This is a genomic window from Telluria mixta, assembly GCF_029223865.1.
Lineage (GTDB): Bacteria > Pseudomonadota > Gammaproteobacteria > Burkholderiales > Burkholderiaceae_D > Telluria > Telluria mixta.
The window spans coordinates 3,218,275-3,243,086 of record NZ_CP119520.1; the positions used below are offsets into that span (position 1 = coordinate 3,218,275).

The window sequence follows — 24,812 nt, forward strand, 5'->3', positions numbered from 1 at the left end:
GACTTTCCGGGACGATGTTCGATGCAGGGGAGCATAGCAAAGCTCGGCGGTGCGTGCTCGCGATGAAAAAAACCGGGACTGCGCGTCCCGGTCTTCTTTACGTCTGGCGCCTGCCGCGTATCACGGCTTCGCAGCAAACAGCCCAAGCTCCGACAAGGCCGTCGAGGCGGTATCGCCATTATTGGCCGTGATGTTGAGCCGATACCAGCGATATGCGCCCCCACCCGCGACCGGGTAGCTTTTCGGCTGGAGACGGTTGACGAACACCTGGCCGCTTTGCGCGTCGAGCGTTGTCCAGCCGACGCCGTCGTTGGAGCCCTGGAACTGCCAGTCCTTCGGATCGCGCGGGGCCATGTCGCTGGCGCTGATGACCGTGTAGCGCAGGACGGTCTCCGTGTGGCCCAGGTCGTACTTCAGCCAGCCGGTCGGGGCCCCGTAGAGCCATTTCGTCGCCGAGTTCTTGTCGAAGGCCTGGCCGGCGTTGGCCGCGTTGTTCGCGCCGTCGGTGGCGCTGCCGCCGGTGGCGACGTTCGTCAGCGGATGGACCGGCGTGGCGCTGTCCTCGGGAGAATTGGCGCTCGTGCCGGCGGCGTTGGTCGCGGTGACGGTGTAGTAGTAGGTCATGCCGTTGCTCACCGCATTATCCGTGTAGCTGCCGCCCGTAACGCCCGATGCGATGGGCGTGTAGGGGCCGCCGCTGAACGTGGAGCGCTTCACCGTGTAGCTGGTCGCACCGAAGGACTGCTGCCAGCGCAGCGGGACGGCGCCATCGCCCGGCTCGGCCAGCAGCGTGGCGGGCGCGGCCGGGATGACGGCCGGCGCGCCACCGTTGCCACCCGTGACCTGGACGTTGCTGAAGGTGGAGGTGTTCAGCGTGCCGTTGGCGTGCGAGACGACCGCCAGGCCGGCATAGATCGTGGCGGGCAGCGTGCCGTCGATACGGCCGACGTCGGTGGCGGCCCAGTTGGTGCCGTCGGGCGACAGGTAGCCGGTGATCATGTTGCCGATACGTTCGAGCTTCACCCAGTAAGAGGGTACGGTATTCGCGATGGGAAGCGCCTTGTTGCCGTAGTTCGTGCCGCCGTACACCGAGAGGTTCGGCATGTTCTGTTCGACCTTGACCTGGTTCGTCACGAGCATCGTGGCGCGCGGGGCGCCCTGGACCAGGCCGGTGCGCATCATCACGCCCGCCTTGGCGTATGGGCTGGTGTTCTGGATCGTCTCGACTTTCGCGATGATGGCGCCGTCGCCGGTGAGGGCCTTATAGGCGAAGTGGCCGCCATCGACCGTGCCCCAGCTGTCGGCGCCCGCGCCCTTCACGGTCCATGTGCCGTTGGCGTACGAGGACGTGCCAGCCGGGGCGCTGTTTCCGATATCGATATCATTCAAGCCCGACGTAATCGACGTGGTTGCGGGAATGGCGAGCGCCGGCGCGGGCGTGGCCGTCGAGGTGTCGACGTCCTTCATGAACATGAAGCTGGTGCTGTCCACCGGCATCCACAGGCGTCGTTGCGCGATGTAGGGGGCCGGCATGCCCTTGCGGACGACGTAGGCGCCATGAACTATATTGAGCGCGATGTTCCCGCCGCCCCAGCCGCGGTTGGTGTTGTCGGCGATGTAGTACGCATCGGTCGTGCCGAACGGGAGGAAGGGCGTGGGCGCGAGCTCGTTCACCCGCGCGAAGTATTCCCCTGCCGCCAGCAGGCGCTCGTCGAGATCGGCATAGACGTCGATGCCCTGTTTCCACAGTGCTTCGGCGAGCATGGTCAGCGACAGCAGTTGTCCATGCGCGTGCCCCTGGTCGCGCAGGGAGTCGCCGAGCATGCCGATGTCGTTGGAACTGCGCAGGCCGATGTGCGCGAGGGTGCGGGTCTGGGCAACGACCCGGTCCAGCAACGCGGTGTCGTCATTGAAGATGGCCATCAATCCGAGCGCGTTCAGGGCCAGTGCGCCCTTGTTGGCGGCGCCGAACATGTTTTCGCCGTAAGGGTTCGATGCCGGAATCAGGACATTGGCGAAATAGGCCTTCACCGTGGCCGTGTCGCTGGCCGTCCAACCCGGCCAGGTGCCGCGCAGGATGTCCGCGCCGCCCACGAACCGGTAGGCATAGTCGCCCAGGTCGAGCATCGATTCGCTGCCCGAGAACGCCGTCTGGTTGGTGGCCCACGCGATCAGGATGTCGTGCGCCTTCTTTGCGTAGGCGTCGTTGCCGGTGAAATACCACATCCGCGAGAGATTCCAGACGGCAATCATGTCGTTGCGCCATGGCCAGAGATTCACGTCGGGGCTGCGGCTCACGGTCGCGAATGGACCCGCCATGACGTAGGTGGACTGCGATTTGCCGTCGGCCTTCAATTGGTCATAGCCGGACTTCCACGGCTGCCTGCCTTGATTGACGTAGGACTTGAGCGTCGCGAGATCGGAGACGGTGAGCGGCGTGCCCGGATGCGTGAAACCGGTGACCTGCGCCGAGCCATGACCCGGCAGCGCGGCGGTGCTCGCCAGGAGCAGCGTTGCGAGGATGTGTCGGATGCCTATGGACGGTTCTCTAGAACTATGTTTCATCGGTACCCCTTCATGAGTGAACATCATTAACCGGCGCCGACCTCAGCCTCACGAGCTCGCGCGCCGGGACTGTCACGTTCAAGGGCGTCCCGGGCGTCCCCGTCGCCTTGCCCGTGGTCTCGCAAGCATGCGAGATATTTGTGCGAGCAAAAAACTTATGAATTATGGAGGGCGTATCACCCCGCACGTTATGTTTCGTTTGTATATTTAAGTTATATCAAGTTAACGATAACAACGTTTGGAACACAGTTTGCCTGCGGATTGCTGGTTTAATACCGCTTTGGCCCGCAGGCGGGCACGGACTTGAACAAAGGAGCACGCATGAGCATCGCATTCATCGGCCTGGGCAGCATGGGCCACCACATGGCCGCCAATCTGCTGAAGTCCGGCCAGCCCGTCCACGTCTGGAACCGCAGCCCCGAACCCGTGCAGGCGCTCGCGGCACTGGGCGCGAAGCCGGCCGCCACGCCCGCCGAGTGCGGCATCGCCGACGTCGTCTTCACCATGCTCGCGGACGATGACGCGACGCGCGCCGTGCTGCTGGACGGCGGCGTGCTGGCCGCGATGGCGCCCGGCAGCATCCACGTCAACATGGCCACCGTCTCCGTCGCATTCGCGCGCGAGATGGCGGCGCTGCACGTCGAGCGCGGCGTCGGCTACGTCGCCGCGCCCGTGCTGGGCCGCGTGGATGTCGCGCAGGCGGGCAAGCTGAACATCCTCGCCGGCGGCAGCGACGAATTGATCGCGCGGGTGCAGCCGCTGTTCGACCTGATGGGGCAGAAAACGTGGCGCTTCGGCAGCGAGCCGGAACAGGCGAATGCGATCAAGCTCGCGTGCAACCTCATGCTCGCCTGCGCGATCGAAGCGACGGGCGAGGGCGCCGCGCTGGCCCGCGCGCACGGCGTGCCGGCCGCGGATTTCATCGACCTCGTCACGGGCACGCTGTTCGCCGGCTCGCCCGTCTACAAGGGCTATGGCGCGATGATCGCCGAGGAGCGCTACTCCCCGGCGGGATTCAGGCTGGCGCTGGGCCTGAAGGACGTGCGCCTCGCGGTGGAAGCAGGACAGGGCAAGGGCCTGCCGCTGGCGTTCGGCGAGACCCTGAAGGCGACCCTGCAGGATGCGGTCGCGCAGGGCGATGCCGATCTCGACCTGGCCGCGCTGGGCAAGCACGCGGCGCGGCGGGGTCGATTGGGCTGATTACACGAGGTGCATGCTGGCCAGGAAGTTAAAAGCAAACGGCAGCACCAGCACCAGCACGACGATGGCGCGCAGGGCCAGTGCCCAGCGCGTGCGCCGCTCCGGGTAGGCCCGCGCCAACAGCCATGACCACACGATGCCCAGCCCGGCGACGATGGACGAGCCGAGGTACACGAACATGCCGAGACCGATCATGCCGATGGGATCGATGATCGGGATGCGAGGCGGTTGGCCGGGCACGGTCGTGATCAGGAAGGCGGCGACCCAGGCGATGTACAGGGCCAGGGGCAGGATGCCTGCACCCATCAGGAAGTTCGCGGAAACCGATTGGCAGCGTGGCGTCATGGATGGAGGCCGGTTGTGTTGCGTCGCATTGACGTTGGATAAAATAAAAACAACAAAGATTACTTTCTGTAATGACAAAGTTCTTTTTGGAATGATATATTGATCTAAGTTAAACAAATTAAGGAAATCTGCGATGAACGTGCGCTCCCGATTCGCCCTTGCCCTGCTTGCCAGCCTTGCCTTCAATGCCAACGCCAGCGTCATCACCGTACAGGTGGCGGCGACGTCGCCCGCGGCACAGGCGAGTGCGGCTGCGTACAAGCTGGCCGTGGACGCCGCGATCGCCAATCCTGCCGCGTACAAGGGCAGCAAGTCCGTCGCAGTGTACGACAACCTGGCGGTCAAGAATTACTTCGGCGGGATCAGCAACTACGCCTTCGAGTCCACGATCAATTTCGGCGTCACCGCGGCGCAGGCCGGCACGTGGAACTTCCGCACCGGCGTCGACTTCGGCTTCGGCGGCGCCCTGTTCGTCGACGGCGTCGCGCTCGGCTACAACACGCACGACATGTGGTGGGCCAACAGCTACAGCGCGGCCAACGGCAGCCTGCAGGGTGCGATCAACCTCGCGGCCGGCAACCACATCGTGAAGATCTACGGCCTGGAAGGCTGCTGCGACGGCGCCATGCAGGCCCAGTTCAAGGCCGCGAATGCCTCCGCCTATGCGACGTTCGCCGGCAACGACAAGCTGAACGCCGTGCCGGAACCGGTCAGCATCGCGACGTTCGGCCTGGGTGCCGGTGCGATGGCCCTCATCCGCCGCCGTCGCCGCAAGTCAGCGTAATCCGATCGCGCACGGCACCAACGCGCGCGAGTTCCGCTACATGGTCGAGAACGGCCTGACGCCCGCGCAGTCGCTGCTGGCCGGCACCGCCAACGCGGCCCGGCTGCTGGGTACCATCGACCGTGTCGGCACGCTGGAAGCGGGCAAGCTGGCGGACGTCGTGGCCGTGCCGGGCAATCCCATCGCCGACATCACGGTGACCGAGCGGCCGGTGTTCGTGATGAAGGACGGGATCGTCGTACGCAGGAACGCCGCGCGCTGATCAGCGGTGGGCCGGCCGCAGGCCAACGTCGGGCTGGCCTTCCACGGCCGGCTCGGGCACATCGCGTTCCAGCACGGCGCGGTACAACATGCCGGCCAATACACCGCCCAGTAGCGGCGCGAGCCAGAACAGCCACAACTGTGCAAGCGCCCAGCTGCCGGCGAACAGCGCGGGCCCCGTGCTGCGGGCGGGATTGACGGACGTGTTGGTCACGGGGATGCTGATCAGGTGGACCAGCGTCAGCGCCAGCCCGATCGCGAGGCCGGCAAAGCCGACCGGCGCGCGCGCGTGCGTCGCGCCGAGGATGATCAGCACGAACATGAACGTCATGACCAATTCGGTGATCAGCGCCGACCCCAGCGAGAAGTTGCCGGGCGAGTGCGCGCCATAGCCGTTGGCGGCGAAGCCGGCCGCCGCATCGAAGCCCGGCTTGCCGCTCGCGATGGCGTACAGGACGGCCGCGGCGGCGATGGCGCCGGCGACCTGCACGAGGATGTACGGGCCGATCTGGCGGGCAGGGAAGCGCCCGCCGGCCCAGAGTCCGACCGTCACGGCCGGATTGAAGTGGCCACCGGAGACCGGGCCGAGCGCGTAGGCGCCCGTCAGCACGGTGAGCCCGAAGGCCAGCGCGACGCCGGTGAAGCCGATGCCGACGTCGGGGAATGTCGCGGCCAGCACGGCACTGCCGCAGCCGCCCAGCACGAGCCAGAACGTGCCGATGAATTCGGCGAGACATTTACGATACATGGCAACCTCCCGGAATGAGGGCGCCACGTCGCCGCGCCCGCGGGCATGACGCTCGTATCATTCTAGGTGCCGCGCGGCGGGCCGCCAGCAAAATCGTGCAGCAGCCCGCCTGTGCGCCCTGTGCGCCCTGTTCGGCCGGCGTTCAGGTGCGGACCGGACGTCCTTCCACCGCCGGCTCGGTCTCGTCGCGTTCGAGCAGGATGCGGTACACGGCGCCGCCCAGCACGCCGCCCGCCAGCGGCGCGAGCCAGAACAGCCACAGTTGCGCGACCGCCCAGCCGCCGACGAACAGTGCGGGGCCCGTGCTGCGGGCCGGGTTGACGGACGTGTTGGTGACGGGGATGCTGATCAGGTGGATCAGCGTCAGCGCCAGGCCGATCGCCAGGCCGGCAAAGCCGACCGGCGCGCGCGTGTGCGTCGCGCCGAGGATGATCAGCACGAACATGAACGTCATGACCAGCTCCGTGACGAGCGCGGCGCCGAGCGAGTAGCCGCCCGGCGAGTGTTCGCCATAGCCGTTGGAGGCGAAGCCGCCGGCGAGGTCGAAGCCCGGTTTGCCGCTCGCGACCGTATACAGCACGGCCGCCGCCGCGACGGCGCCGCAGACCTGCATGACGATGTAGGGGGCGATGTGGCGTGCGGGGAAACGGCCGCCGGCCCACAGGCCCACCGTGACGGCCGGATTGAAGTGGCCGCCCGAAATGGGGCCGAACGCGTAGGCGCCCGTCAGCACGGTCAGGCCGAAGGCGAGCGAGACGCCCGCGAGGCCGATGCCGACGTCGGCGAATTTGGCCGCCAGCACGGCGCTGCCGCAGCCGCCCAGCACGAGCCAGAACGTGCCGAGGAACTCGGCAAAGCATTTACGAAACATGGTGTGATCTCCTGAAAAAGGGGCACGACTGTCCCAAAGGAAATAGTACAACAACAATGTTGCAATAAAATGATGGTTGACATCGTTACATTTCGCGGCTTTTCCGTCAGCGCCATTTGCTAAGCTCGGCGGGTTCAATCCCGAAGGAGTGCGACTCTGGTCGAACTAGACGTGATTGAACGTGTCCAATCGTGATCATGGAAAAGACGATAGGCGCAGGCGAGGCCGCCAGACTGCTGGGAATCACCGTCAAGACGCTTCACCAGTGGGAGCGCGAGTGCCGACTGGTACCAGTCGCCCGCACCGCCAGCAACCGACGCCGCCAGCTACGTGCGGCCATGGAGAGTGACCATGATGCTGGCGCACCGGATCAGGATTGACGCGACAGCGGCCCAGCGCGACTATTTCGCGCGCGCGGCCGGCACCGCCCGCCGGGTCTGGAACTGGGCACTCGCCGAGTGGAACCGCCAGACAGCCGTCGGCCTGCGGCCAAACGCGATGGCGCTCAAGAAGGCGTTCAACCGCATCAAGTATTCCGATCCCGAATGGCTCGACGCCGACGGCAAGCCGTGGCTGCGCGCCATCCACCGCGACGCCCACGCCCAGCCGTTCGCCAACCTCGCGAAGGCGTGGCGCCGTTACTTCGAGCAGCGCCGCACGGGCCAGCCAGCACACGCGCCGCGTTTCAAGAAGAAGGGCCGCTCGGCCGAGAGTTTTTACCTCGCGAACGACAAATTCCGGCTCGAGGGACGCAGCGCCGTGCTGCCGAAGGTGGGCCGCGTCGCACTGCGCGAGGTCCTACGTTGGGGCGGCAAGATCATGGGCGCGAGTGTCTCGCGCGACGCCGGTCACTGGTACCTGGCGATTCAGGTCGACGTGCCGGACCGCCTTGCCCGGCGGCGCCGCACGGGCAACGCCGTCACCGGCCTCGACCTGGGCGTGACCAGCGCGGCAACGCTGTCCAGCGGCGAAAAGATCGCGGCGCCCCAGCCGTTGAAGGCGGCGCTGCGGCGCCTGCGCATCCGCTCGCGCCGACAGTCGCGCAAACTCGAGGCGGCCAAGGCCGCGGCCGGGATCGTCGGCCGGATCGGCAAGGGCACGCGCCTGCCTGTATCGAAGAACCGGACCAAAGGCGCGCTGGCGCTGGCGCGGCTGCAGGCGCGCATCGCGCGCGTGCGCCGGGATTTCACCCATAAGCTCACGACCCGGCTGTGCCGCGAGAACCAAGTACTGGTGATCGAAGACCTGAACGTGCACGGCATGCTGGCCAATGCGCGACTGGCACGCGCGATCGCCGATGTCGGCTTTTACGAATTCCGGCGCCAGCTGACGTACAAGTCGGAGCGCTACGGTACGCAAATCGTGCTTGCCGACCGCTGGTACCCGTCCAGCAAACTGTGTTCGGAATGCGGTATCCGCAACGCGGCGCTGGCGCTGGGTGACCGGGCGTGGAGCTGCTCCGATTGCGGCGCGCGGCACGACCGCGACGTGAACGCGGCCATCAACCTGCAACGGCTCGCCACCGGCGCCTTCGCGGCGCGCACGGCGCTACCCGAGGCGAGCCAGGCGGTAACGCGTGGCACTGCCGCCGGCCTGATGCCGGCGGGAGGCGGGGAAGTGACGCCTGTCAGGCACGAGCACGGTCAGCAGGACGGCTTGGGGCAGGAAGAGAACGCTGTGCACATTTGCACACGTAATCGATAGCAGCATCATGGAATTCAAGCAGGCATGGCCAGTCGGCCTGGCGTTCGTTGTGACGACCGCCGCGGCGGTGGACGCCCCGATCCAGAGCGTCACCTTGTATCCCGGCAGCGCCACCGTGGAGCGCGTCGCGCAGGTCGCACCCGGCGCGACGGAGGTCGAGATCACGGGCCTGCCCGCCAACTTCGACAAGGACACCGTGCGGCTGCAGGCCGATGCCGGCATCCAGGTCGGGCAGGTCGTCACGCGCGACCAGGCCAGGGCCGACAGCCCGAGTGCACGCGAGGCGGACCTCGAGGCGAAGGTGCAGGCGCTGCAGGACCAGGTCGCCGCGATCGACGCGGACATCAAGTCGGCCCAGATCGTCCAGGGCTATCTCGAAAAGCTGGGCACGGGCGGCGACAAGGCCGCGCCGGTCGATGCGAAGAACCTGGCCGGCACGCTCGATGCGATCCGCAAGGGCGCGTTCGATGCGCTCGAGCGCGTGCGCAACGACGAGACGAAAAAGCGCGCGTTGACGAAGCAGCTCGACGCTGCCAGGCGCGAGCTCGCGCAGGCGCAGGCCGGCGCACGCGCGGGCCGGACGATCACGGTGCAGGTGGCGGCCCGGCAGGGCGGGAAGATCGTGCTGACTTACCAGGTGGACCGCGCGGGCTGGAAGCCGGCGTACCGGGCCGCGCTGGACTCCAGTGCGGCCACCATCGACCTGGAGCGGATGGCGACGATTTCGCAAAAGACGGGCGAGGACTGGACCAACGTGAAGCTGCGCCTGTCGACGGGCCAGCCGAGCCTCGTCGTGGTCGCGCCCGATCCGGAGCCGTGGCTGCTGGATTACCGGCCGCCGGTGGATACCCGGGCCAACGATTCCATCATGTTCCACGCCATGCGGGCTCCCGCAGCGCCTGCGGCGCCGCCGCCTCCGCCCGAGGGCAAACAGGACGACTACATCGCCCCCATCCTGGAATCGCAGGGGAACTTCACCACCGAGTTCGAGGTACCGGCCCGCGTCACCCTGGCATCGGACGGCCGCGAGATCGCCGTCAGCCTGTCGCGCCAGACCCTGAAGGCGGAGCAGCGCGTCCTCGTCGCGCCGAGGAGCGGCAACGATGCGGCGGTCCTGACGGCGCAGGCGGCCCGGCCCGACGGCGTCTGGCTGCCCGGCCAGGTGCAGCTGCAGCGCGACGGCACTTATGTCGGCGCGCTGCGCTGGGACCCGCAGGCGGGCGAGCGGTTCCGGCTGGCGTTCGGACGCGATCCGCTCGTGCGCGTAAAAGTCGAGGACCGTGACCGCAAGTCGGGCCGGACGGGCTTCTTCAACGGCGCCAACCAGCGCCGCATCGCGCAGACGTATGTCGTGACGAGCACCCATCGCCAGCCCATCGACGTGCTCGTGCTCGAACCGACGCCGGTCAGCGAGTCGGACAAGGTGACCGTCAAGACGGCCCTGCGTCCGGAACCGGACGTCCGCGACTGGGAGCAGCGGCGCGGACTGGTCGGATGGACGCGGACCCTGAAGCCGAACGAGACGGCCCGCTTCGACGTCGACTACGTCATCGATTATCCGAAAGAGGGCTACGTGCAGGGCTTGCCCTGATCACGGCTGCGGATTCCACCCCGCGCCGCCGCCGTAGGCCGCGAATACCTTGGCGCGCGTGGCGAAACGGTTCGCCACGTCCGCATCGGACAGCACGTAGCCGCCCACGCGCGTGCGCAGGTCGAGCGGCGTGCCGCCCAGCGTCGTGCTGCCGTATTCGCGCCAGCCGGCGTCCGCCGTCGCCACGGCCGGATTCGGCGCCGGCTGGTTATTGACACCCTGGCCCGCCCAGCCGGCGGGCGCCACGTGCGCATCCATCCGGCAGTTCACGAACGCGACGTTGTCCCATGTGCTCGTGGTGCCCGGGCTGCGCGCCAGATACGTCGCGCCGGCCGGCACGTCGCCGTGGTTCGGACCGGGGCCGGGACCATGCGTCAGCGCGCTGTTCAGGAAGACGTAGCCGATGTCCGTCGCCACCGGCACGCGCGCCTGCAGCACGTAGCCGCCGCTCGATGCGTTGGCGCTGTCGCCCACGCTGCGGATCTCGCTGTTCTCGAACAGGGCCGCGTGGCTGCTGCCCCAGATGAAATCGACGTTGCCCGCGACGAGCGTGTCGTAGAACCACGCCCAGCCCTTCAGGTTCAGCGTGTCCTGCTCGCTCGTGAAGTTCGCGTGCTTCGCAACGAGGCGCGTGTCGCTGTTGAAGTACAGCGTCTCCGCCTGGCCCGAGATCGACGCCGAGCGGATCGTCGTGTTAGCGAGGGTCAGCGTGTCGAGCACCAGCATGTCCGCGTTCTCGACCAGCATGACGGCCCGTCCGCCCGCCGGCGAGCCGGCCACCGTCGGCGACTGGCTGCTACCGGTCCCGGAGTTCAGCGTTTCGTTGTTCGTGTAGCGGATCACGACGCCGTCGCGGCTTTCTCCCTTGAGCGTGACGTTGTCCTTGCCGTTCAGGTACAGCAGCTCGTCGTAGGTGCCGTTCTTCACGGTGATCGTCACCGGCGCCGTCTTCGCGAAGTTCTGCATCGCGTGGTTCAGCGCGCCCTGCACGGTGCGGAAGTCGGCGCTGCCGTCGTCGTCGACGGTGACCGTGCTGGAGGTCGGCGCGGCCGCCTTCGTCGTGAACGACCAGCCACCGAGCTTGCCGATACCGACGAAGGGCAGGCCGCCCAGCGAGGTGTTCGTGAACACGCCATCGGCAATCGCGACATAGTATTCCGTGCCGTAGGCGAGCTTGCCCGAGTGCGGCGTGATGCGCACGGTGTTGCCGTCGATGCGGATCGGCGCCGTGTTCACGCGCCGCACGAGGGCCTGGCCGGGGTAGCCGAGGGCGTCCGTCTCGCCGCTCGTGCGGATCACGTCGACGAGCGCATCGTCGGCCTTGCGGAAGATGCGGATGCTGCCGTTCGTACCGAGTGTCGGCGGGCTGTCGAAGGTGAGCTTCAGGACCGTGTCGACGTTGACCGCGCCCGCCTGCGCGGCCGGGCTGCTGGCGCCCTGCAGCGCATACGTCTGCGTCGGCTGGACGAATTGCGCGCCGATGGTCGCCGCGATCGTGCGTGTGAGGCCCGGTTCGGAGCCGCTCGTGAAGACGATGCCGGCCGTGCCGGCGGACAGCGGCGTCAAGGTGACGGTGTTGCCGTTCGCGCTCGCGCCGACGACGGCCGGATTGCTGGACGCGACGTTGAAACTGTCGGCCGTGCCGTCCGCCGTGACTGCCGTGACGGCGATGTTCAAAGGCGCATCGCCCGCTTCGGCCGTGTAGGTCGTCGCGGCCGGATCGAGCGTCAGCTGCACGGGTTTCTGGCGCGGGTCGCCCACGCGCACGTCGTCGACCTGGAACGATTTATTGGCCGTGTACAGGCCGATCGATCCACGCTGCGCGAACGACGCATCGGTGACGCTGCCGAGGTTCTTCCCGTCCAGGTACACCGTGAGCGTGGTGCCGATCATTTCGAAGCGGACCGTGTAGAACTGGGCATCCATCGCGATCGGCGCCTTGACCTGTTTCGGGCGGCTGAGTGTTCCGTTCAGCATGCGCGCGATCTCGACCTGGGTACTCGTCGTGCTGCTCTGGACGTTCAGGCCCGCGCCGTACCAGTTACCTGCATCGGCATAGCGTGCGACGAGGTACAGCAGCTTGTTGCCCGTCGTGCCGTTGGCCATTGGGCGGATGCGCGCTTCCACGTAATAGTCGGCGGACGGTACGCCGCCGAACGCGTCCGGCTTCACGAGCGCGAGCACGCCGCCTGTCGTCGCGGCCGTGTACTGCAGCACCTTGCTGGCGCTGCCCGCCGCTTCTTCCGTCACGCTGAACATGCCGTTCGCGCCGGAGGTCGGCGTAGATAAGGGAAGCAGGTTCCACTTGGCCGTGCTGCCGCTTTGGAAATCGTCGCAGAAGTACAGGCCAGTGGCGGGGCAGTTCAGCGCGGGGCCCGTGTCGATGGTGGTCTTGCCGGTGCCGGTGATTGCCGTCGCCAGCTTGCCGCCGCCGGCCTGCGCCAATGCGTTCGCTTTCACGAGGGCGGCCGGGCGCGGCGTGTAGGCGTAAGGCGGCGTCCACGTCGTCGCGCTGGAGACCGTGCACGCGCCCAGTGCCGCGCCGTTCAGCAGCGAGCCGGTGTCCTTGAAGGTGCCGGCGGTGGCGTCGCCCGGATTGCGGATCACGCTGTCGCAGCCGGTCGCGCCGGCGATCTCGAACACGTTCGCGTTCGACAGGATCTTCGCATTCGTGCCCGGACCCACGCTGTAGCTATTCTTGTACACGTCGGCCGTCTTGCTGCCCACATAGTAATTGTTGAAGAGGTGGACCTGGCCGAAGCGCACGCGCGGCGCGCGCGACTGGATCGCGCGGAACACGTTGTTGCTGAAGGTGACGCGCAGCTTGCCCTCGTCGGCCGTGGCGGAGCTGCTCGAGCCGATCAGGTTGTTCTTGTCGTGTTCACCGAACACGTTGTACGACACGGTCACGTAGTCGGACGCGTTGGTGATGTCGACGGCGCCGTCGTGGCACTGCTTCACGTGGCCGTTCTCGATGGGCAGGTAGTTGTCCGTGACCGGCGCGTCGGTGAACGAGTTGTGGTCGATCCAGACGTGGTCCGAGCCGGAGATGCCGATGGCGTCATAGGCCGCGTTCCAGTTGCCGGTCGATCCGTCCGTCGGGTCCCACACGGGGCCGACGTCGCACGGGTTCTGGATCCTGAGGTTGCGGATGATGACCTGGCTGACGTTCGACAGGATGATGTGGCCGTTGACCAGGCCTGAATTCGCGCCGTCGCCGATCAGGGTCGTGTTGCTCTTGAGGCGGATGGCGCCGCGGGCCGACTGGTCGGCGGTGCTCGTGTACGGCCGGCCTTCCGTCATGTCCACAAGGCCGGACAGCTTGATGATCTTGGGCGTCGTGCCGCCGTTGGCGATGGCCGCGAGCAGCTGCGCGCGGTTCGTCACCGTGTAGATCTGCTCCAGGGCGGCGTTGGCGCCGGCGATGGTGCCGCCGCCCTGGCTCGCCCAGCCGTCGGGCGGCGCGGTGGCGCGGGCCGGGTCGGTGGCGGCGTTGGCGCCATTGACGGTAAGGCAGAGCGCGGCGAGCGCGAGCGCCGCCCTGATACGTGCGTATCTCATGAAAGTCTCCTGGCAGGCGTGGCTTAGGTGCGGCGGGTGCGGCGGCTGAATGCGAGACCGGCGGCGCCGGCCAGCAGCAGGGCGGGGACCGCGGGTTCGGGGACATCCGCGGCACCGATCCGCGCCGTGATGGCGCCGAAGTCGCCGTGCCACGCGAGTCCGCCCAGGTCGACGGCGATGGTGTGGCCATCGACGACGGCAAGGCCGGGCACGCCGTCGACCGCGCTGCCGTCCAGCAGCGTGAAGCTGGTGATCGCGGCGGGGAGCGTCGCGCCGAAGTCGAAGGTCAGCTTGTAGTCGCCGGCGGGGACGGGCATGTTCTCGTAGATGGTGAGTGTGCCGTCCGTGGCGAAATCGAAGCCGAACAGGAAGTCGGCCGTGAGGAATTCCACGCCGCTGTTCGTCGGGTCGAGCGTGCTCGTGTTGCTGCCGGGTTCCTGGGCGAACAGGTGGTCGAGTCCGAGGACGTCGGCTGCGCTGCCGTTGTAGGTGGCGGTGATGCGGGCGTCTTGCAGGGAAAGCGGTGCTGCCTGTGCCGGGCCGGTGGCAAGGGCTGCCAGGACCAGGGTCTCCAAGATTGTAGTCGTTTTCATTGTTATTCCCGATGAGCCGTGGCGGTGCCTGGCCGGGATGCCGGGCCGCCAGGTCGGGAAATGTTAGCACGAGGATATTTAAATTGGTCGGGCCAGTTTAAATATTTTTAGACCAGAATTGGAATTGGTTTGACCAATTAAAAAGCCGGAAAAAACAAAACCCCGGCCCGCATGATGCGGAGCCGGGGTTTCGGAGGACTACGGAGAGCAGGACGCTATCAGGCGCCGACGCTTTCCAGTGCCTTGTTGAAGGTCGCGCTGGGGCGCATCACGGCCTTGACCTTGGCATTGTCCGGCTTGTAGTAGCCGCCGATGTCGACCGGCTTGCCCTGGATCTCGATCAGTTCCGCGACGATCTTCTGCTCGTTCTCGGCCAGTTGCTTGGCCAGCGGCGCGAAGTAGGCGGCCAGTTCGGCGTCTTCCGTTTGCGCGGCCAGTTCCTGGGCCCAGAACATCGACAGGTAGAACTGGCTGCCGCGGTTGTCGAGTTCACCGGTCTTCGGCGACGGCGACTTGCGGTTGTCCAGCAGCTTGCCGGTGGCGGCGTCCAGCGTCTTGGCCAGCAGCTTGGCTTTCGCGTTGCCGGTCTTGAGGCCCAGGTCTTCGAAGCTCACGGCCAGCGCGAGGAATTCGCCCAGCGAGTCCCAGCGCAGGTGGTTTTCTTCGGTCAGCTGCTGCACGTGCTTCGGTGCCGAACCGCCGGCGCCCGTCTCGTACATGCCGCCGCCGGCCATCAGCGGGACGATCGACAGCATCTTGGCGCTGGTGCCCAGTTCCAGGATCGGGAACAGGTCGGTCAGGTAGTCGCGCAGGATGTTGCCGGTCACCGAGATGGTGTCCAGGCCGCGGAAGGCACGCTCCAGCGTGAAGCGCATCGCGCGCACCTGCGACATGATCTGGATGTCCAGGCCGTTGGTGTCGTGGTCGGCCAAGTACGTCTTGACCTTCTTGATCAGTTCATTCTCGTGCGGACGGTACGGGTCCAGCCAGAACACGGCCGGCATGCCGGAGTTGCGGGCACGGGTAACGGCCAGCTTGACCCAGTCGCGGATCGGGGCGTCCTTCACCTGGCACATGCGCCAGATGTCGCCCTTCTCGACGTTCTGCGACAGCAGCACTTCGCCCGTCGCCAGGTCGGTGATGTTGGCCACGCCGTCTTCCTGCACTTCGAAGGTCTTGTCGTGCGAGCCGTATTCCTCGGCCTGCTGGGCCATCAGGCCGACGTTCGGGACGGTACCCATCGTGCGCGGGTCGAAGGCGCCATGCCATTTGCAGAAGTTGATGATCTCCTGGTAGATACGGGCGAACGTCGATTCCGGGATCACGGCCTTGACTTCCTTCAGGCGGCCGTCGGCGCCGTACATCTTGCCGCCGGCGCGGATCATTGCCGGCATCGATGCATCGACGATCACGTCGTTCGGCGAGTGGAAGTTGGTGATGCCCTTGGCCGAGTCGACCATCGCCAGCGCCGGGCGGTGTTCCTGGCAGGCGTGGATGTCGCGGATGATTTCTTCGCGCTGCGAATCCGGCAGCTTGGCGATCTTGTTGTACAGGTCGGCCATGCCGTTGTTGACGTTGACGCCCAGGGCCGCCAGCGTTTCGCCGTGCTTCTCGAAGGCTTCTTTGTAGAAGGTACGGACCGCGTGGCCGAACACGATCGGGTGCGACACCTTCATCATGGTCGCCTTCACGTGCAGCGAGAACATCACGCCGGTCTTGTGCGCGTCTTCGATCTGCTGTTCGTAGAACTCGAGCAGGGCCTTGCGGCTCATGAACATCGAGTCGATGATCTCGCCGTCCAGCAGGGAGACCTTCGGTTTCAGGACGATGGTCTCGCCGCTCTTGGTGATCAGTTCCATCTTGACGTCGCGCGCGCGGTCGAGCGTCATCGACTTCTCGCCGTGGTAGAAGTCGCCATGGGTCATGTGCGACACGTGCGTGCGCGATGCCTGCGACCATTCGCCCATCGAGTGCGGGTTCTTGCGAGCGTATTCCTTGACGGCCTTCGGCGCGCGGCGGTCCGAGTTACCTTCGCGCAGGACCGGGTTCACGGCCGAGCCGATGCACTTGCCGTAGCGGGCCTTGATCTCTTTTTCTTCGTCCGTCTTCGGATCCGCCGGGTAGTCGGGGATGTTGTAGCCCTTGCCCTGCAGTTCCTTGATGGCTGCCTGCAGCTGGCCCACGGATGCCGAGATGTTCGGCAGCTTGATGATGTTGGCATCCGGCTGCAGCGTCTTCTTGCCGAGTTCCGACAGCGTGTCCGGCACGCGCTGGTCCGCCGGCAGGCGGTCCGCGAAGGCGGCCAGGATACGCGCCGCGACGGAGATGTCGCTCTCTTCGATACGGATGCCGGCGGGTTTGGCAAACGTCTCGACGACGGGCAGGAAGGCGTGGGTGGCCAGCAGGGGCGCCTCGTCGGTTAGGGTATAGATGATGGTCTGATCACTGCTCATACGCTGGTTCCTCGATGTGCGGGAGGGTTTGGAATACTATTTCTAAAATGTCATCGGCTGTCCGGGCCACGGATGCCAAGGTGGTGAACAGATCGAGGATCATACTCCGTCAAACATCGATCCGGCGGCCACGCATGTCGCATGTTGCCGTGCGACTAAGTCTTATATAAGACATAGGACAGCCGCTATTATGCACGACCTTTTCGTAAAGGCGAAGCAGATCGTGAAAGGCCTTTTCGTAATGTGGGATTTACATCTGGCGGAACAGGTCGGCGTAGTTGCGGCTGACGACGAGCTGCTCGTCGCGGCCCTTGAGTCTCACCAGCAGCCGGCCGCGGAAGTCCGTGCGCGTGCCGGCGACGTGGCGCGCGGCGACGATCACGCCGCGGTGGATCTGCCAGAACTGCTGCGGGTCGAGCTGGTCGCGCAGCTGGCGCATCGGCGTGCGGATCAGGTGCTCGCCGTCGGCCACGAACACGCTCGTGTACTTGTCGTTGCTTTGGAAGTAAATGACTTCGTCGATGGCGATCAGCCGCGTTTCCTGGCCCTGCGCGGCGCGGATCCATTGCAGCGGCGCGGCCGGGGCGGGCGCGGCAGCCGGCGCGGCCGGTGCCATGCCGAGCTGGCGCAGCAGGCCGGCCAGCATGTCGGCGGACGGCGCGGCCGGTGCGGGTGCCGCCAGCGCTTCTTTCAACCGTTCGACGGTGCGCTGCAGCCGCTCCAGGCGGATGGGTTTCAGCAGGTAGTCGAACGCGGCGTGCTCGAACGCCTGCAGCGCGTACGCTTCGTGCGCGGTCGTGAACACGACGCGCGGCGCCTTGGCGTCATCGACGAGGCGGGCGGCGAGGTCGAGGCCGGTCAGGCCGGGCATCTGGATGTCGAGGAAGACGACGTCGGGCGCGAGTTCGTCGATCAGGCGCAGCGCCTCGATGCCGTTGCCGGCGCGCCCGACGATGCGCAGATCGGGCCAGGCGGCGGCCAGTTGTTCTTCGAGATAGGCCAGCAGGTGCGGTTCGTCGTCGGCAAGCAGGGCGCGGATGGGATCGATGGCGGGACCTCGATGGAACAGGTTATACGGGCAGGATCAGACGCGAGGTGACGCCTCCGTCTTGATTTTCGAGCAATTGTAGCTGAGCGTTATTGCCGTGCAAGCTGCGCAGCCGCTCGCGCAGATTGGACAGGCCGACGCCGCCGCCTGGTCGCGGTGCCGCCGGCACGAGGCCGACGCCGTCATCCAGGACTTCCACGCACACGCCGGCATCGACCCGGCGTGCACGCACGACGATCGTGCCGCCATCCACCTTCGGCTCGATGCCGTGCATGACGGCGTTTTCCACGAGCGGCTGGATCAGCATGGGCGCAATGGGGGCGGCGCGGCAGGCGTCGTCCACGTCGATGCGGTAGCGCAGCCGGGCGCCCATGCGGACGGTCAGCAGGTCGAGATAGGCGCGGGCGAGGTCGATTTCGGCGCCCAGGGTCGCATGTTCCGCGCGGCTGGCCGACAGGCTCGCGCGCAGGAAATCGATCAGGCGCTCGAGCATGTGGCGGGCCCGGATCGGGTCCGAACCGATCAGGCTCACGACGTTGGCCAGCGTGTTGTACAGGAAGTGCGGTTCGATCTGGGCCTGCAGGGTGCGCAGCTTCGCTTCCGCGAGCAGGCGCGCCGCCTCGGCAATCTGCTCCTGCTGGCGCGCGGCCTCGATCTCGCGCGCGACGCGGCGCTCGCCGGCCGTGAGCACGCCGACCATCAGCAGCGCGACCACGACGGCGCCCGGCAGGTAGCGCGCCATCAGGCCCGTGTGCAGCAGCGCATCGAAGGTGCTGCGTCCGCCGAACACGGTGTCCGTGACCGCCAGGCCGAGCAGGGCGCAACATGCCGTCAGCAGGAGCCTGGCGACCCGCATGGCCGCGCTGTTGCGTCCGGGCGCGATGCGGCGCAGCAGGTGCACCATGCCGTGGATGAGGAAGCCGATCACGTTCGATGCGAACAGCATTTCCGTCAGCAGCGTGGCGACCGGTGCGCGGGTGCCGAACAGGAGCGCCACGCACGTCAGCGCGACGCCGATGATGCCGTTCCACACGAACGTGTAGACGAGGTTGCGCAGCGACGAAGGGCGCCAGCGCCGGAAGGGCGCGAACGATTCCAGCGGGTGCATCGAGGTCGTGGCGGGTGTCGGCATGGTGTCCTTGTTTCAAGCAGCCAGAAAGTTACCATGGAAACAATGTGGCGTGCGATAGGGCAGCCGCGCCAGCGCGACCGGACCCGCGGCCACGCGCGCCGCGTCGAACACGCTCAAGACGCTCGTGGCCGTGTTCGTGTCCTGCGCGACGCCCACGAGCCAGCCGTCCGTTTCGGACCGGGCGCCCTTGCGCGGCACGAGTACGTGTTCCTCGGCGCGCCAGCCGGGGGCGAAGCGCCAGCTGTCCGCACGGCCGCGCTCCACGTCGACGACGTTCACCGTGTCGAGCATCAGCGACGTGTTCCGCGCATCGCTGGACAGCATCGCGAGACGGCCGTGGCGCCGCCCGACGACCTGCGGCATCACGCGCGGGAATTCGGCGCCGTCGAGCAGGCGCGTCGTGGACACCTTGCCACTGGCGTGATCGAGGCTGATGCGTACGGCGGCATGCAGCGCGGGCCGGTTCGGCTCGCGCTCGCCTTCCATCACGCGGCTCGCCGCCTTTAATAAATCGCCGTCGTGCAGCACGAGGTCGACCTGGGTGACGTTGCCGCCGGCCTCGTCCCACGCATTCCCGAAGTGGAACGCCATGCGCGGCGGCAGGTCGTAGACGCGGCGGATCGTGAGCGTGTCCTTGGCCACCACCACGATGCGGGCGCCGCGCTTCTCTGCCGCCCACACGTGACGGTCGGCCAGGCTCAGATTCTTGTCGTCCGAAATGTCGTACGGCGGCACGAGGAACACGAGGTGGCGCGCGCTGACGGCGAAGTCGTGCTGCAGCGCGAGTTTCGGGACGTCGATCACGCCCGCCTGCCTCACCTTGCCATCGGCACCGATGCGGTACAGGGCGAGCTTGTCGCCGCCGGGCAGGGCGCCGAAGTTCCATAGCGTGCCGTCCGGCTCGACCTTCGGATGGGCGGAGAACGGCATCGCGGCGAGGTCGTCGCGCCACGTGTGGATGCCGATCGTGGCGAGCGTCGCGGGATCGAGCTCCGTCGCGGAGCCGCCTTCCCACAGCGCGTACAGACGGTCGTTGAACGGCAGCAGGTTCGTATTGGCCGTGTTCAGGCTGTCGTTGTCGCGGAAGCCGCGCCGCGCGATGTCCGTGCCGAAGGCGGGATACAGGAACTGGCCGGCGGCGGACTCGTCGAGGAATTTACGGGTCTCGACGAAGCGGCCCTGGTGCGTCACCGTGCCGCCGTCGATGCACCAGGCCTGGGCGTAGCCGTCGCCGTCGAACCAGTGGTGGTAACGCTCGCCGCCCAGTTCGAATCGGCCGGGACCGTTGCGGAAGAACGTGCCTTGCAGCTCGCCCGGGATCCGGCCTTCGACGTGGGCGTGGCCCTGCTGGTTGCCTTCCAGGTTCGCGTACACCGTCAGCTCCGGGTCGCGGGCGAGGGCGGCGTGGAAGCGCTGGTACGTCGTGTAGGCGTCGGCGCGGGCGAGGCCGGACAGACCGAGGGCGGCGAAGCCGAGGCCGGCTTTGAGGAAGTGGCGGCGTTGCATGGCGGTCTCCCCGATCAGCGCAGGGTCACGGACGTGTCCAGGCCGGCGGCCGGCACGGCCAGTTTCACGGCCGCGAAGTCAGGCGGGCCCATGCGGCCCTGGGCGTTGTTGCTGAAGGCGATCGGCTCGGTCGGGATGCCCATCAGGTTGCGGTCCATGCGGCCGTTGTCATTGATATCCTGGAACACCGCGAGGCCGTAGTCGCCCGGCGCGACGTCGTGGAACACGAGCGTCGTGCCGGCCTTGTCGGCTTTCGCCTTCTCCGCCCGGACCGGGTGCTTGAGGAAGGCGTCGGCGTTGTCGTAGAGGGCGACCATGACCTGGCCCGACGCCGATTTGACGTTGTCGACGTGGACGACGAGATCGGCGGCATGCGTAACCTGCGCGGCGAACGGGGCGGCGAGGGCCAGGGTCAAGAGGGCGGTGCGGATCATGATGGGCTCCAGTTGTTGTGTTGGTGAACACACTGTAGCCAGGGGCGGGATCGCGCTGGCGGCGATCCGACGACATGCAGCGGGGCGGCGCGAAATGCAGCGGTGAGGCGCCAAAAGAAAACGGCAGGCGTCTGCCTGCCGATCGGGAAACAAGAAAGTTATAAGGTCAACTGTACGCAGTCCAGCGCTGCGGAATCTCGATACTGCCGCTCTGTGCGGCATCCGCATACGCGCGCATCTCGGCGACGATGGCCTCGATCTGCTCGTTGCTGGGGTTGGCGAGGAAGCCCTTCATGCGCTCGTGCAGCGCGGCCTGCTGGTCGCGCCATTCATAACGGGACGACTTGCTCATGCACCCTCCTTGCGGCGAACTGCCGTCTTCGTATTGGTTTTGTTCATGACATCCTCCTTCAAAGACCACAGGCTACCTGTTCCCACCGATTAGGTCGGTGCGATGACGCACATTGTCTTTTCTGAAAGGAATTAAGTTCTTGGCGGCAGGATGCTGTAATAGAACAATTCGAGCCTGCCTTCCAGGTCCCGCTTCGCCTTTTCCTGGTCGATGACGTGGTGCGGGCGCATGAGGTTCATGGCCAGTTCGCCCGTGATCGTGCTCATCAGGTGGCAGGGCAGCAGGTCGAACGGAAGGCCGGGACGCAACTGGGCGCGGATGTCCGGCCGGGCGAAGAAGCGGCTGAGCATCTCGCGCGTCATGCGCGGCCCGCTGTTCCAGAACGCCTCGGCCAGTTCGGGGTTCGTCGGCGCCTCGGCCAGCACGATGCGCTGCAGGTCGATCGCTTCCTGCGACGTGATCAGCGCGTACATCTGGTGCGCGAAGTCGTCGATGATCTCGCGCAGCGGGCGCGTATCCGTCTCCATCGGCTGGCTGCGGAAGAAACGGTGGCGCTTGGCGGCCAGCACGGCGGCCAGCAGGCCTTCCTTGCCGCCAAATTTCACGTAGATCGTGCGCACCGCGACGTGCGCCGCGCGGGCGATCGATTCGAGACTCGTTTTCGTATAGCCGTTCTTGAGGAACAGGGTGCCGGCGGTGTGCAGCAACTCCTGCGTGCGCGCCTCGACATCGGCGGCCTTCGGCCGGCCCGCGCCCTTGCCGGGGCATTCGGATGCGTCATGCATATGTTTGTCCATGGGCTCCATGCTAGTGGAATCTCTAATGAAATGCAATCGTTTCATTTCTTGACTTTGGCAAAAACTTGTCCAATAATGCGATGAACACATTTCATTTCTTTTCGGAGTTTCACATGCCTGATACGCAAACCACGGTCGACCACAAGCCGGCCGCAGCCGTCCCACCGGCCAATGCCGCCAAGGGGCCTCCGAAGCGCGTGCTGATCGTGGTGGGCCTGATCGCCGCCGCCGCGCTGGCCGCCGGTGGCCGCATGTGGTACCGCAGCCATAACTTCGTCGAGACCGAGAATGCCTACGTCACGGGCCACGTGCACCCGGTGTCGTCACGCATCCCGGGCGTCGTAACCAAAGTGCTGTTCGAGGATAACCAGATCATCAAGGCCGGCGACGTGCTGGCCGAGCTGGATCCGGCCGACCAGGGCGTGAAGGTCGAGCAGATCCAGGCCCAGATCGCCAGCGTGCAGCAGCAGATCGTGCAGGCCGACGCCGCCATCCAGCAGGCCAGGGCGCAGGCCTCGGCCGCGCAGGCGCAGGTCGTGCAAGCCCAGGCCAACCTCGTGCGCGCCAAACAGGACGCCGAGCGCTACGGCCAACTGTACAACACCCAGATGAAGGCCGTCTCGAAAGCCGAAGTCGATGCCGCCACTGCCGCCCGCGCGGGCGCCACGGCCGACGTCACGGCCCGCCGCGACAACGCCAGCGCCGCCCAGGCCCAGATCGCCGCCGCCACGTCGGCGCGTGGCGTGCTCGAGGCGCAGGTGAAAGTGCTGGAGGCGCAGCTGAAGGACGCCCGGCAGCAGCTCGGCTACAACCGCATCGTGTCGCCGGTCTCCGGGCGCGTCGGCAAGCGCAGCGTGGAAGTGGGCGCGCGCGTGCAGCCGGGCCAGCAGTTGGCCGCCATCGTGCAGGACGACGTGTGGGTCGTCGCCAACTTCAAGGAAACGCAGCTGCCGGGCATCGTGCCGGGCCAGCAGGTCAACATCCAGGTGGACGCGCTGCCGAAGCACGAACTGGTCGGCCGCGTGGACAGTTTCGCGCCGGCGTCGGGCAACCAGTTCGCGCTGCTGCCGGCCGATAACGCGACCGGCAACTTCACCAAGATCGTCCAGCGCGTGCCCGTGAAGATCACGTTTGCGCCGGAAGACCTCAAGAAGTACGCGGGCCGCCTGGTGCCGGGCATGTCGACCGTCGTCGAGATCGACCTGCGCCAGAAGACTGCCGCCGCTAAATAACACAGGGAAGCATCATGTCCACGACGATCACCAAACCGGTGGCGCACAACGCGCCGGCGGGGCCCCGGCGAACGGTGCGCACATCGACGCGCGCACCTGGATCGCGGTGCTGGCCGGCATGCTCGGCGCCTTCATGGCGGTGCTCGACATCCAGATCACCAACTCGTCACTGCGCGACATCCTCGGCACTTTGTCGGCCACGCAGGAGGAGGGCTCGTGGATCTCGACCGCCTACCTGTGCGCCGAGATCGTGGTGATCCCGATGACGGCGCTGTTCGTGCGCGCCCTCGGCCAGCGCCGCTACCTGATGCTCACGACGGCGCTGTTCCTCGTGTTTTCCACGCTGTGCGGCGCGGCCTGGAGCCTGTCCAGCATGATCGTGTTCCGCATGATGCAGGGCTTCACCGGCGGCGCGCTGATCCCGATGGCGATGACCCTCGTGATGACGCGCCTGCCCCCGGCCAAGCGCGCGGTCGGCATGGCGATGTTCGGCCTGACCGCCACCCTGGCGCCCGCGATGGGCCCCACGCTGGGCGGCTACCTGACGGAGTTGTACGGCTGGCCGTCGATCTTCTACATCAACTGGGTGCCGGGCGTGCTGCTCATCGCCGGCATGTACTGGGGCATCGACCGCGAGCCCATGGACCTGAAGGCGCTGGTCAAGGCCGACTGGCTCGGCATCGCGTTCATGGCGACGGGGCTCGCGAGCCTGACGATCTTCCTGGAAGAGGGCAATTCGAAGGACTGGTTCGAGTCCGGCTTCATCATCACGTTCGCCTCGCTGGCGCTGGTCGGCATCCTCGGCTGGGTCGTGATCGGGTTTTCGCGCCCGGAACCGTTCGTCAACCTGCGCCTGTACGGCCAGCGCAACTTCCTCGTCGCGACCGTGCTGTCGGCCGTCATCGGCATGGGCCTGTACGGCTCGTCGTTCCTGCTGCCGCTGTTCCTGGGCCAGATCGCGGGCTACTCGCCGATGCAGATCGGTGAAGTGATCGCGTGGGTCGGCCTGCCGCAGCTGTTCGTGATGCCGTTCGTGGCGCGCCTGTCGCAGAAGATCGACAACCGCATCCTGTGCTCGTTCGGCCTCGGGCTGTTCGGCGTCTCGTGCCTGATGAACGCCTACATGGATGCGAGCACGGGCTACGACCAGCTGATGCTGTCGCAGATCATCCGCGCGCTGGGCCAGCCGTTCGTGATGCTGACCCTGTCGAACTTCGCCATGGCCGGCATCCCGCCGAAGGACATGACGTCGGCATCGAGCCTGTTCAACATGACCCGCAACCTGGGCGGCTCGGTGGGCATCGCCCTGCTGGCGACGGCCCTGACGAACCGCGAGCACTTCCACTCGGAGCGCCTGGGCGAGTCGGTCTCGCTGGTCTCCGCCGCCACGCAGGCCCGCCTGGACGCGCTGACGCAATCGTTCCTCGCCAAGGGCTTCGACCCGGCGACGGCGGCCCAGCAGGCCATCGGCGCCATCGACCGCATCGTGCGGAGGGAATCGTTCGTGATGGCCTACAACGACGGCTTCTTCATCGTCGGCATGATCCTGCTCGTGGCGATCATCCCGCTGTGGTTCTCGGACAAGCTCAAGTCGCCCAGCGGCGGCGGTGGCGGTGGCCACTGAACCAAGGATAA

General features: G+C 66.6%; 21 protein-coding genes. 8 read left to right on the forward strand and 13 right to left on the reverse strand.

The features are described from left to right. Positions 1–120 precede the first annotated feature (120 nt). Positions 121–2,565, reverse strand: a complete 2,445-nt coding sequence (locus P0M04_RS14300) for an alginate lyase family protein (protein WP_259449922.1) — start codon at positions 2,563–2,565, stop codon at positions 121–123. A gap of 321 nt (positions 2,566–2,886) precedes the next feature. Here P0M04_RS14300 and P0M04_RS14305 point away from each other — a divergent pair, with 321 nt between their 5' ends. After that, the gene (locus P0M04_RS14305) at positions 2,887–3,765 is read left to right on the forward strand and encodes an NAD(P)-dependent oxidoreductase (protein ID WP_259449923.1); all 879 of its coding nucleotides are present in this window, start codon (positions 2,887–2,889) and stop codon (positions 3,763–3,765) included. On the opposite strand, the gene P0M04_RS14310 is transcribed toward P0M04_RS14305, so the two are convergent. Beyond that, positions 3,766–4,110: a hypothetical protein gene (locus P0M04_RS14310; RefSeq protein WP_259449924.1), complete on the reverse strand. Its 345-nt coding sequence runs from the start codon at positions 4,108–4,110 to the stop codon at positions 3,766–3,768. Between the two features lie 133 nt (positions 4,111–4,243). Here P0M04_RS14310 and P0M04_RS14315 point away from each other — a divergent pair, with 133 nt between their 5' ends. Together P0M04_RS14315 and P0M04_RS14320 are read left to right on the forward strand one after the other, a co-directional pair. Next, positions 4,244–4,894, forward strand: a complete 651-nt coding sequence (locus P0M04_RS14315; RefSeq protein WP_259449925.1) for a CCXG family PEP-CTERM protein — start codon at positions 4,244–4,246, stop codon at positions 4,892–4,894. Continuing rightward, positions 4,851–5,156, forward strand: a complete 306-nt coding sequence (locus tag P0M04_RS14320) for an amidohydrolase family protein (RefSeq protein WP_259449926.1) — start codon at positions 4,851–4,853, stop codon at positions 5,154–5,156. The genes P0M04_RS14315 and P0M04_RS14320 overlap by 44 nt, the downstream gene beginning before the upstream one ends. On the opposite strand, the gene aqpZ (P0M04_RS14325) is transcribed toward P0M04_RS14320, so the two are convergent. After that, positions 5,157–5,903 (reverse strand): aquaporin Z, encoded by a 747-nt coding sequence (aqpZ, locus tag P0M04_RS14325; RefSeq protein ID WP_281042416.1) that lies wholly within the window; start codon positions 5,901–5,903, stop codon positions 5,157–5,159. A 142-nt stretch (positions 5,904–6,045) separates the two neighbouring features. Next, complete coding sequence (aqpZ, locus tag P0M04_RS14330; RefSeq protein WP_259449928.1) at positions 6,046–6,774, reverse strand: aquaporin Z; 729 nt, start codon at positions 6,772–6,774, stop codon at positions 6,046–6,048. A gap of 197 nt (positions 6,775–6,971) precedes the next feature. Between aqpZ (P0M04_RS14330) and P0M04_RS32875 the strand changes: the two genes are divergently transcribed. Genes P0M04_RS32875 through P0M04_RS14340 form a run of 3 tightly spaced genes read left to right on the forward strand, consistent with a single transcriptional unit; the run spans position 6,972 to position 10,069 of the window. Next, positions 6,972–7,154, forward strand: a complete 183-nt coding sequence (locus tag P0M04_RS32875; RefSeq protein ID WP_371877333.1) for a MerR family transcriptional regulator — start codon at positions 6,972–6,974, stop codon at positions 7,152–7,154. Then, the gene (locus P0M04_RS14335) at positions 7,126–8,478 is read left to right on the forward strand and encodes an RNA-guided endonuclease InsQ/TnpB family protein (RefSeq protein ID WP_259449929.1); all 1,353 of its coding nucleotides are present in this window, start codon (positions 7,126–7,128) and stop codon (positions 8,476–8,478) included. Before P0M04_RS32875 ends, P0M04_RS14335 begins: the two co-directional genes overlap by 29 nt. A gap of 7 nt (positions 8,479–8,485) precedes the next feature. Then, on the forward strand, positions 8,486–10,069 hold the full coding sequence (locus P0M04_RS14340) for a DUF4139 domain-containing protein (RefSeq protein WP_259449930.1): 1,584 nt from the start codon (positions 8,486–8,488) through the stop codon (positions 10,067–10,069). Here P0M04_RS14340 and P0M04_RS14345 read toward each other — a convergent pair whose 3' ends face one another. From P0M04_RS14345 to P0M04_RS14385, 9 genes are all read right to left on the reverse strand, one after another. Further along, positions 10,070–13,630, reverse strand: coding sequence for a pectinesterase family protein (locus P0M04_RS14345; protein ID WP_259449931.1), 3,561 nt, complete (start codon positions 13,628–13,630; stop codon positions 10,070–10,072). A 23-nt stretch (positions 13,631–13,653) separates the two neighbouring features. Further along, the gene (locus P0M04_RS14350) at positions 13,654–14,205 is read right to left on the reverse strand and encodes a PEP-CTERM sorting domain-containing protein (protein WP_259449932.1); all 552 of its coding nucleotides are present in this window, start codon (positions 14,203–14,205) and stop codon (positions 13,654–13,656) included. A gap of 236 nt (positions 14,206–14,441) precedes the next feature. Then, positions 14,442–16,676, reverse strand: coding sequence for an NADP-dependent isocitrate dehydrogenase (locus P0M04_RS14355; protein ID WP_259449933.1), 2,235 nt, complete (start codon positions 16,674–16,676; stop codon positions 14,442–14,444). A gap of 250 nt (positions 16,677–16,926) precedes the next feature. Beyond that, positions 16,927–17,682, reverse strand: coding sequence for a LytR/AlgR family response regulator transcription factor (locus tag P0M04_RS14360; RefSeq protein ID WP_259450089.1), 756 nt, complete (start codon positions 17,680–17,682; stop codon positions 16,927–16,929). Between the two features lie 64 nt (positions 17,683–17,746). Then, positions 17,747–18,856, reverse strand: a complete 1,110-nt coding sequence (locus tag P0M04_RS14365; protein ID WP_259449934.1) for a sensor histidine kinase — start codon at positions 18,854–18,856, stop codon at positions 17,747–17,749. Positions 18,857–18,868: 12 nt separating this feature from the next. Continuing rightward, the gene (locus P0M04_RS14370; protein WP_259449935.1) at positions 18,869–20,362 is read right to left on the reverse strand and encodes a carotenoid oxygenase family protein; all 1,494 of its coding nucleotides are present in this window, start codon (positions 20,360–20,362) and stop codon (positions 18,869–18,871) included. A gap of 14 nt (positions 20,363–20,376) precedes the next feature. Next, positions 20,377–20,796, reverse strand: a complete 420-nt coding sequence (locus tag P0M04_RS14375) for a DUF2141 domain-containing protein (protein ID WP_259449936.1) — start codon at positions 20,794–20,796, stop codon at positions 20,377–20,379. Positions 20,797–20,962: 166 nt separating this feature from the next. Then, positions 20,963–21,148 carry a hypothetical protein gene (locus P0M04_RS14380; RefSeq protein WP_259449937.1) on the reverse strand — a complete coding sequence of 62 codons (186 nt, stop codon included), beginning with the start codon at positions 21,146–21,148 and terminating at the stop codon, positions 20,963–20,965. A gap of 131 nt (positions 21,149–21,279) precedes the next feature. Next, on the reverse strand, positions 21,280–21,933 hold the full coding sequence (locus P0M04_RS14385; protein ID WP_259449938.1) for a TetR/AcrR family transcriptional regulator: 654 nt from the start codon (positions 21,931–21,933) through the stop codon (positions 21,280–21,282). Positions 21,934–22,058: 125 nt separating this feature from the next. Here P0M04_RS14385 and P0M04_RS14390 point away from each other — a divergent pair, with 125 nt between their 5' ends. Next, on the forward strand, positions 22,059–23,177 hold the full coding sequence (locus P0M04_RS14390; RefSeq protein ID WP_259449939.1) for an HlyD family secretion protein: 1,119 nt from the start codon (positions 22,059–22,061) through the stop codon (positions 23,175–23,177). A gap of 118 nt (positions 23,178–23,295) precedes the next feature. Then, the gene (locus P0M04_RS14395; RefSeq protein WP_281042454.1) at positions 23,296–24,801 is read left to right on the forward strand and encodes a DHA2 family efflux MFS transporter permease subunit; all 1,506 of its coding nucleotides are present in this window, start codon (positions 23,296–23,298) and stop codon (positions 24,799–24,801) included. Positions 24,802–24,812 lie beyond the last annotated feature (11 nt).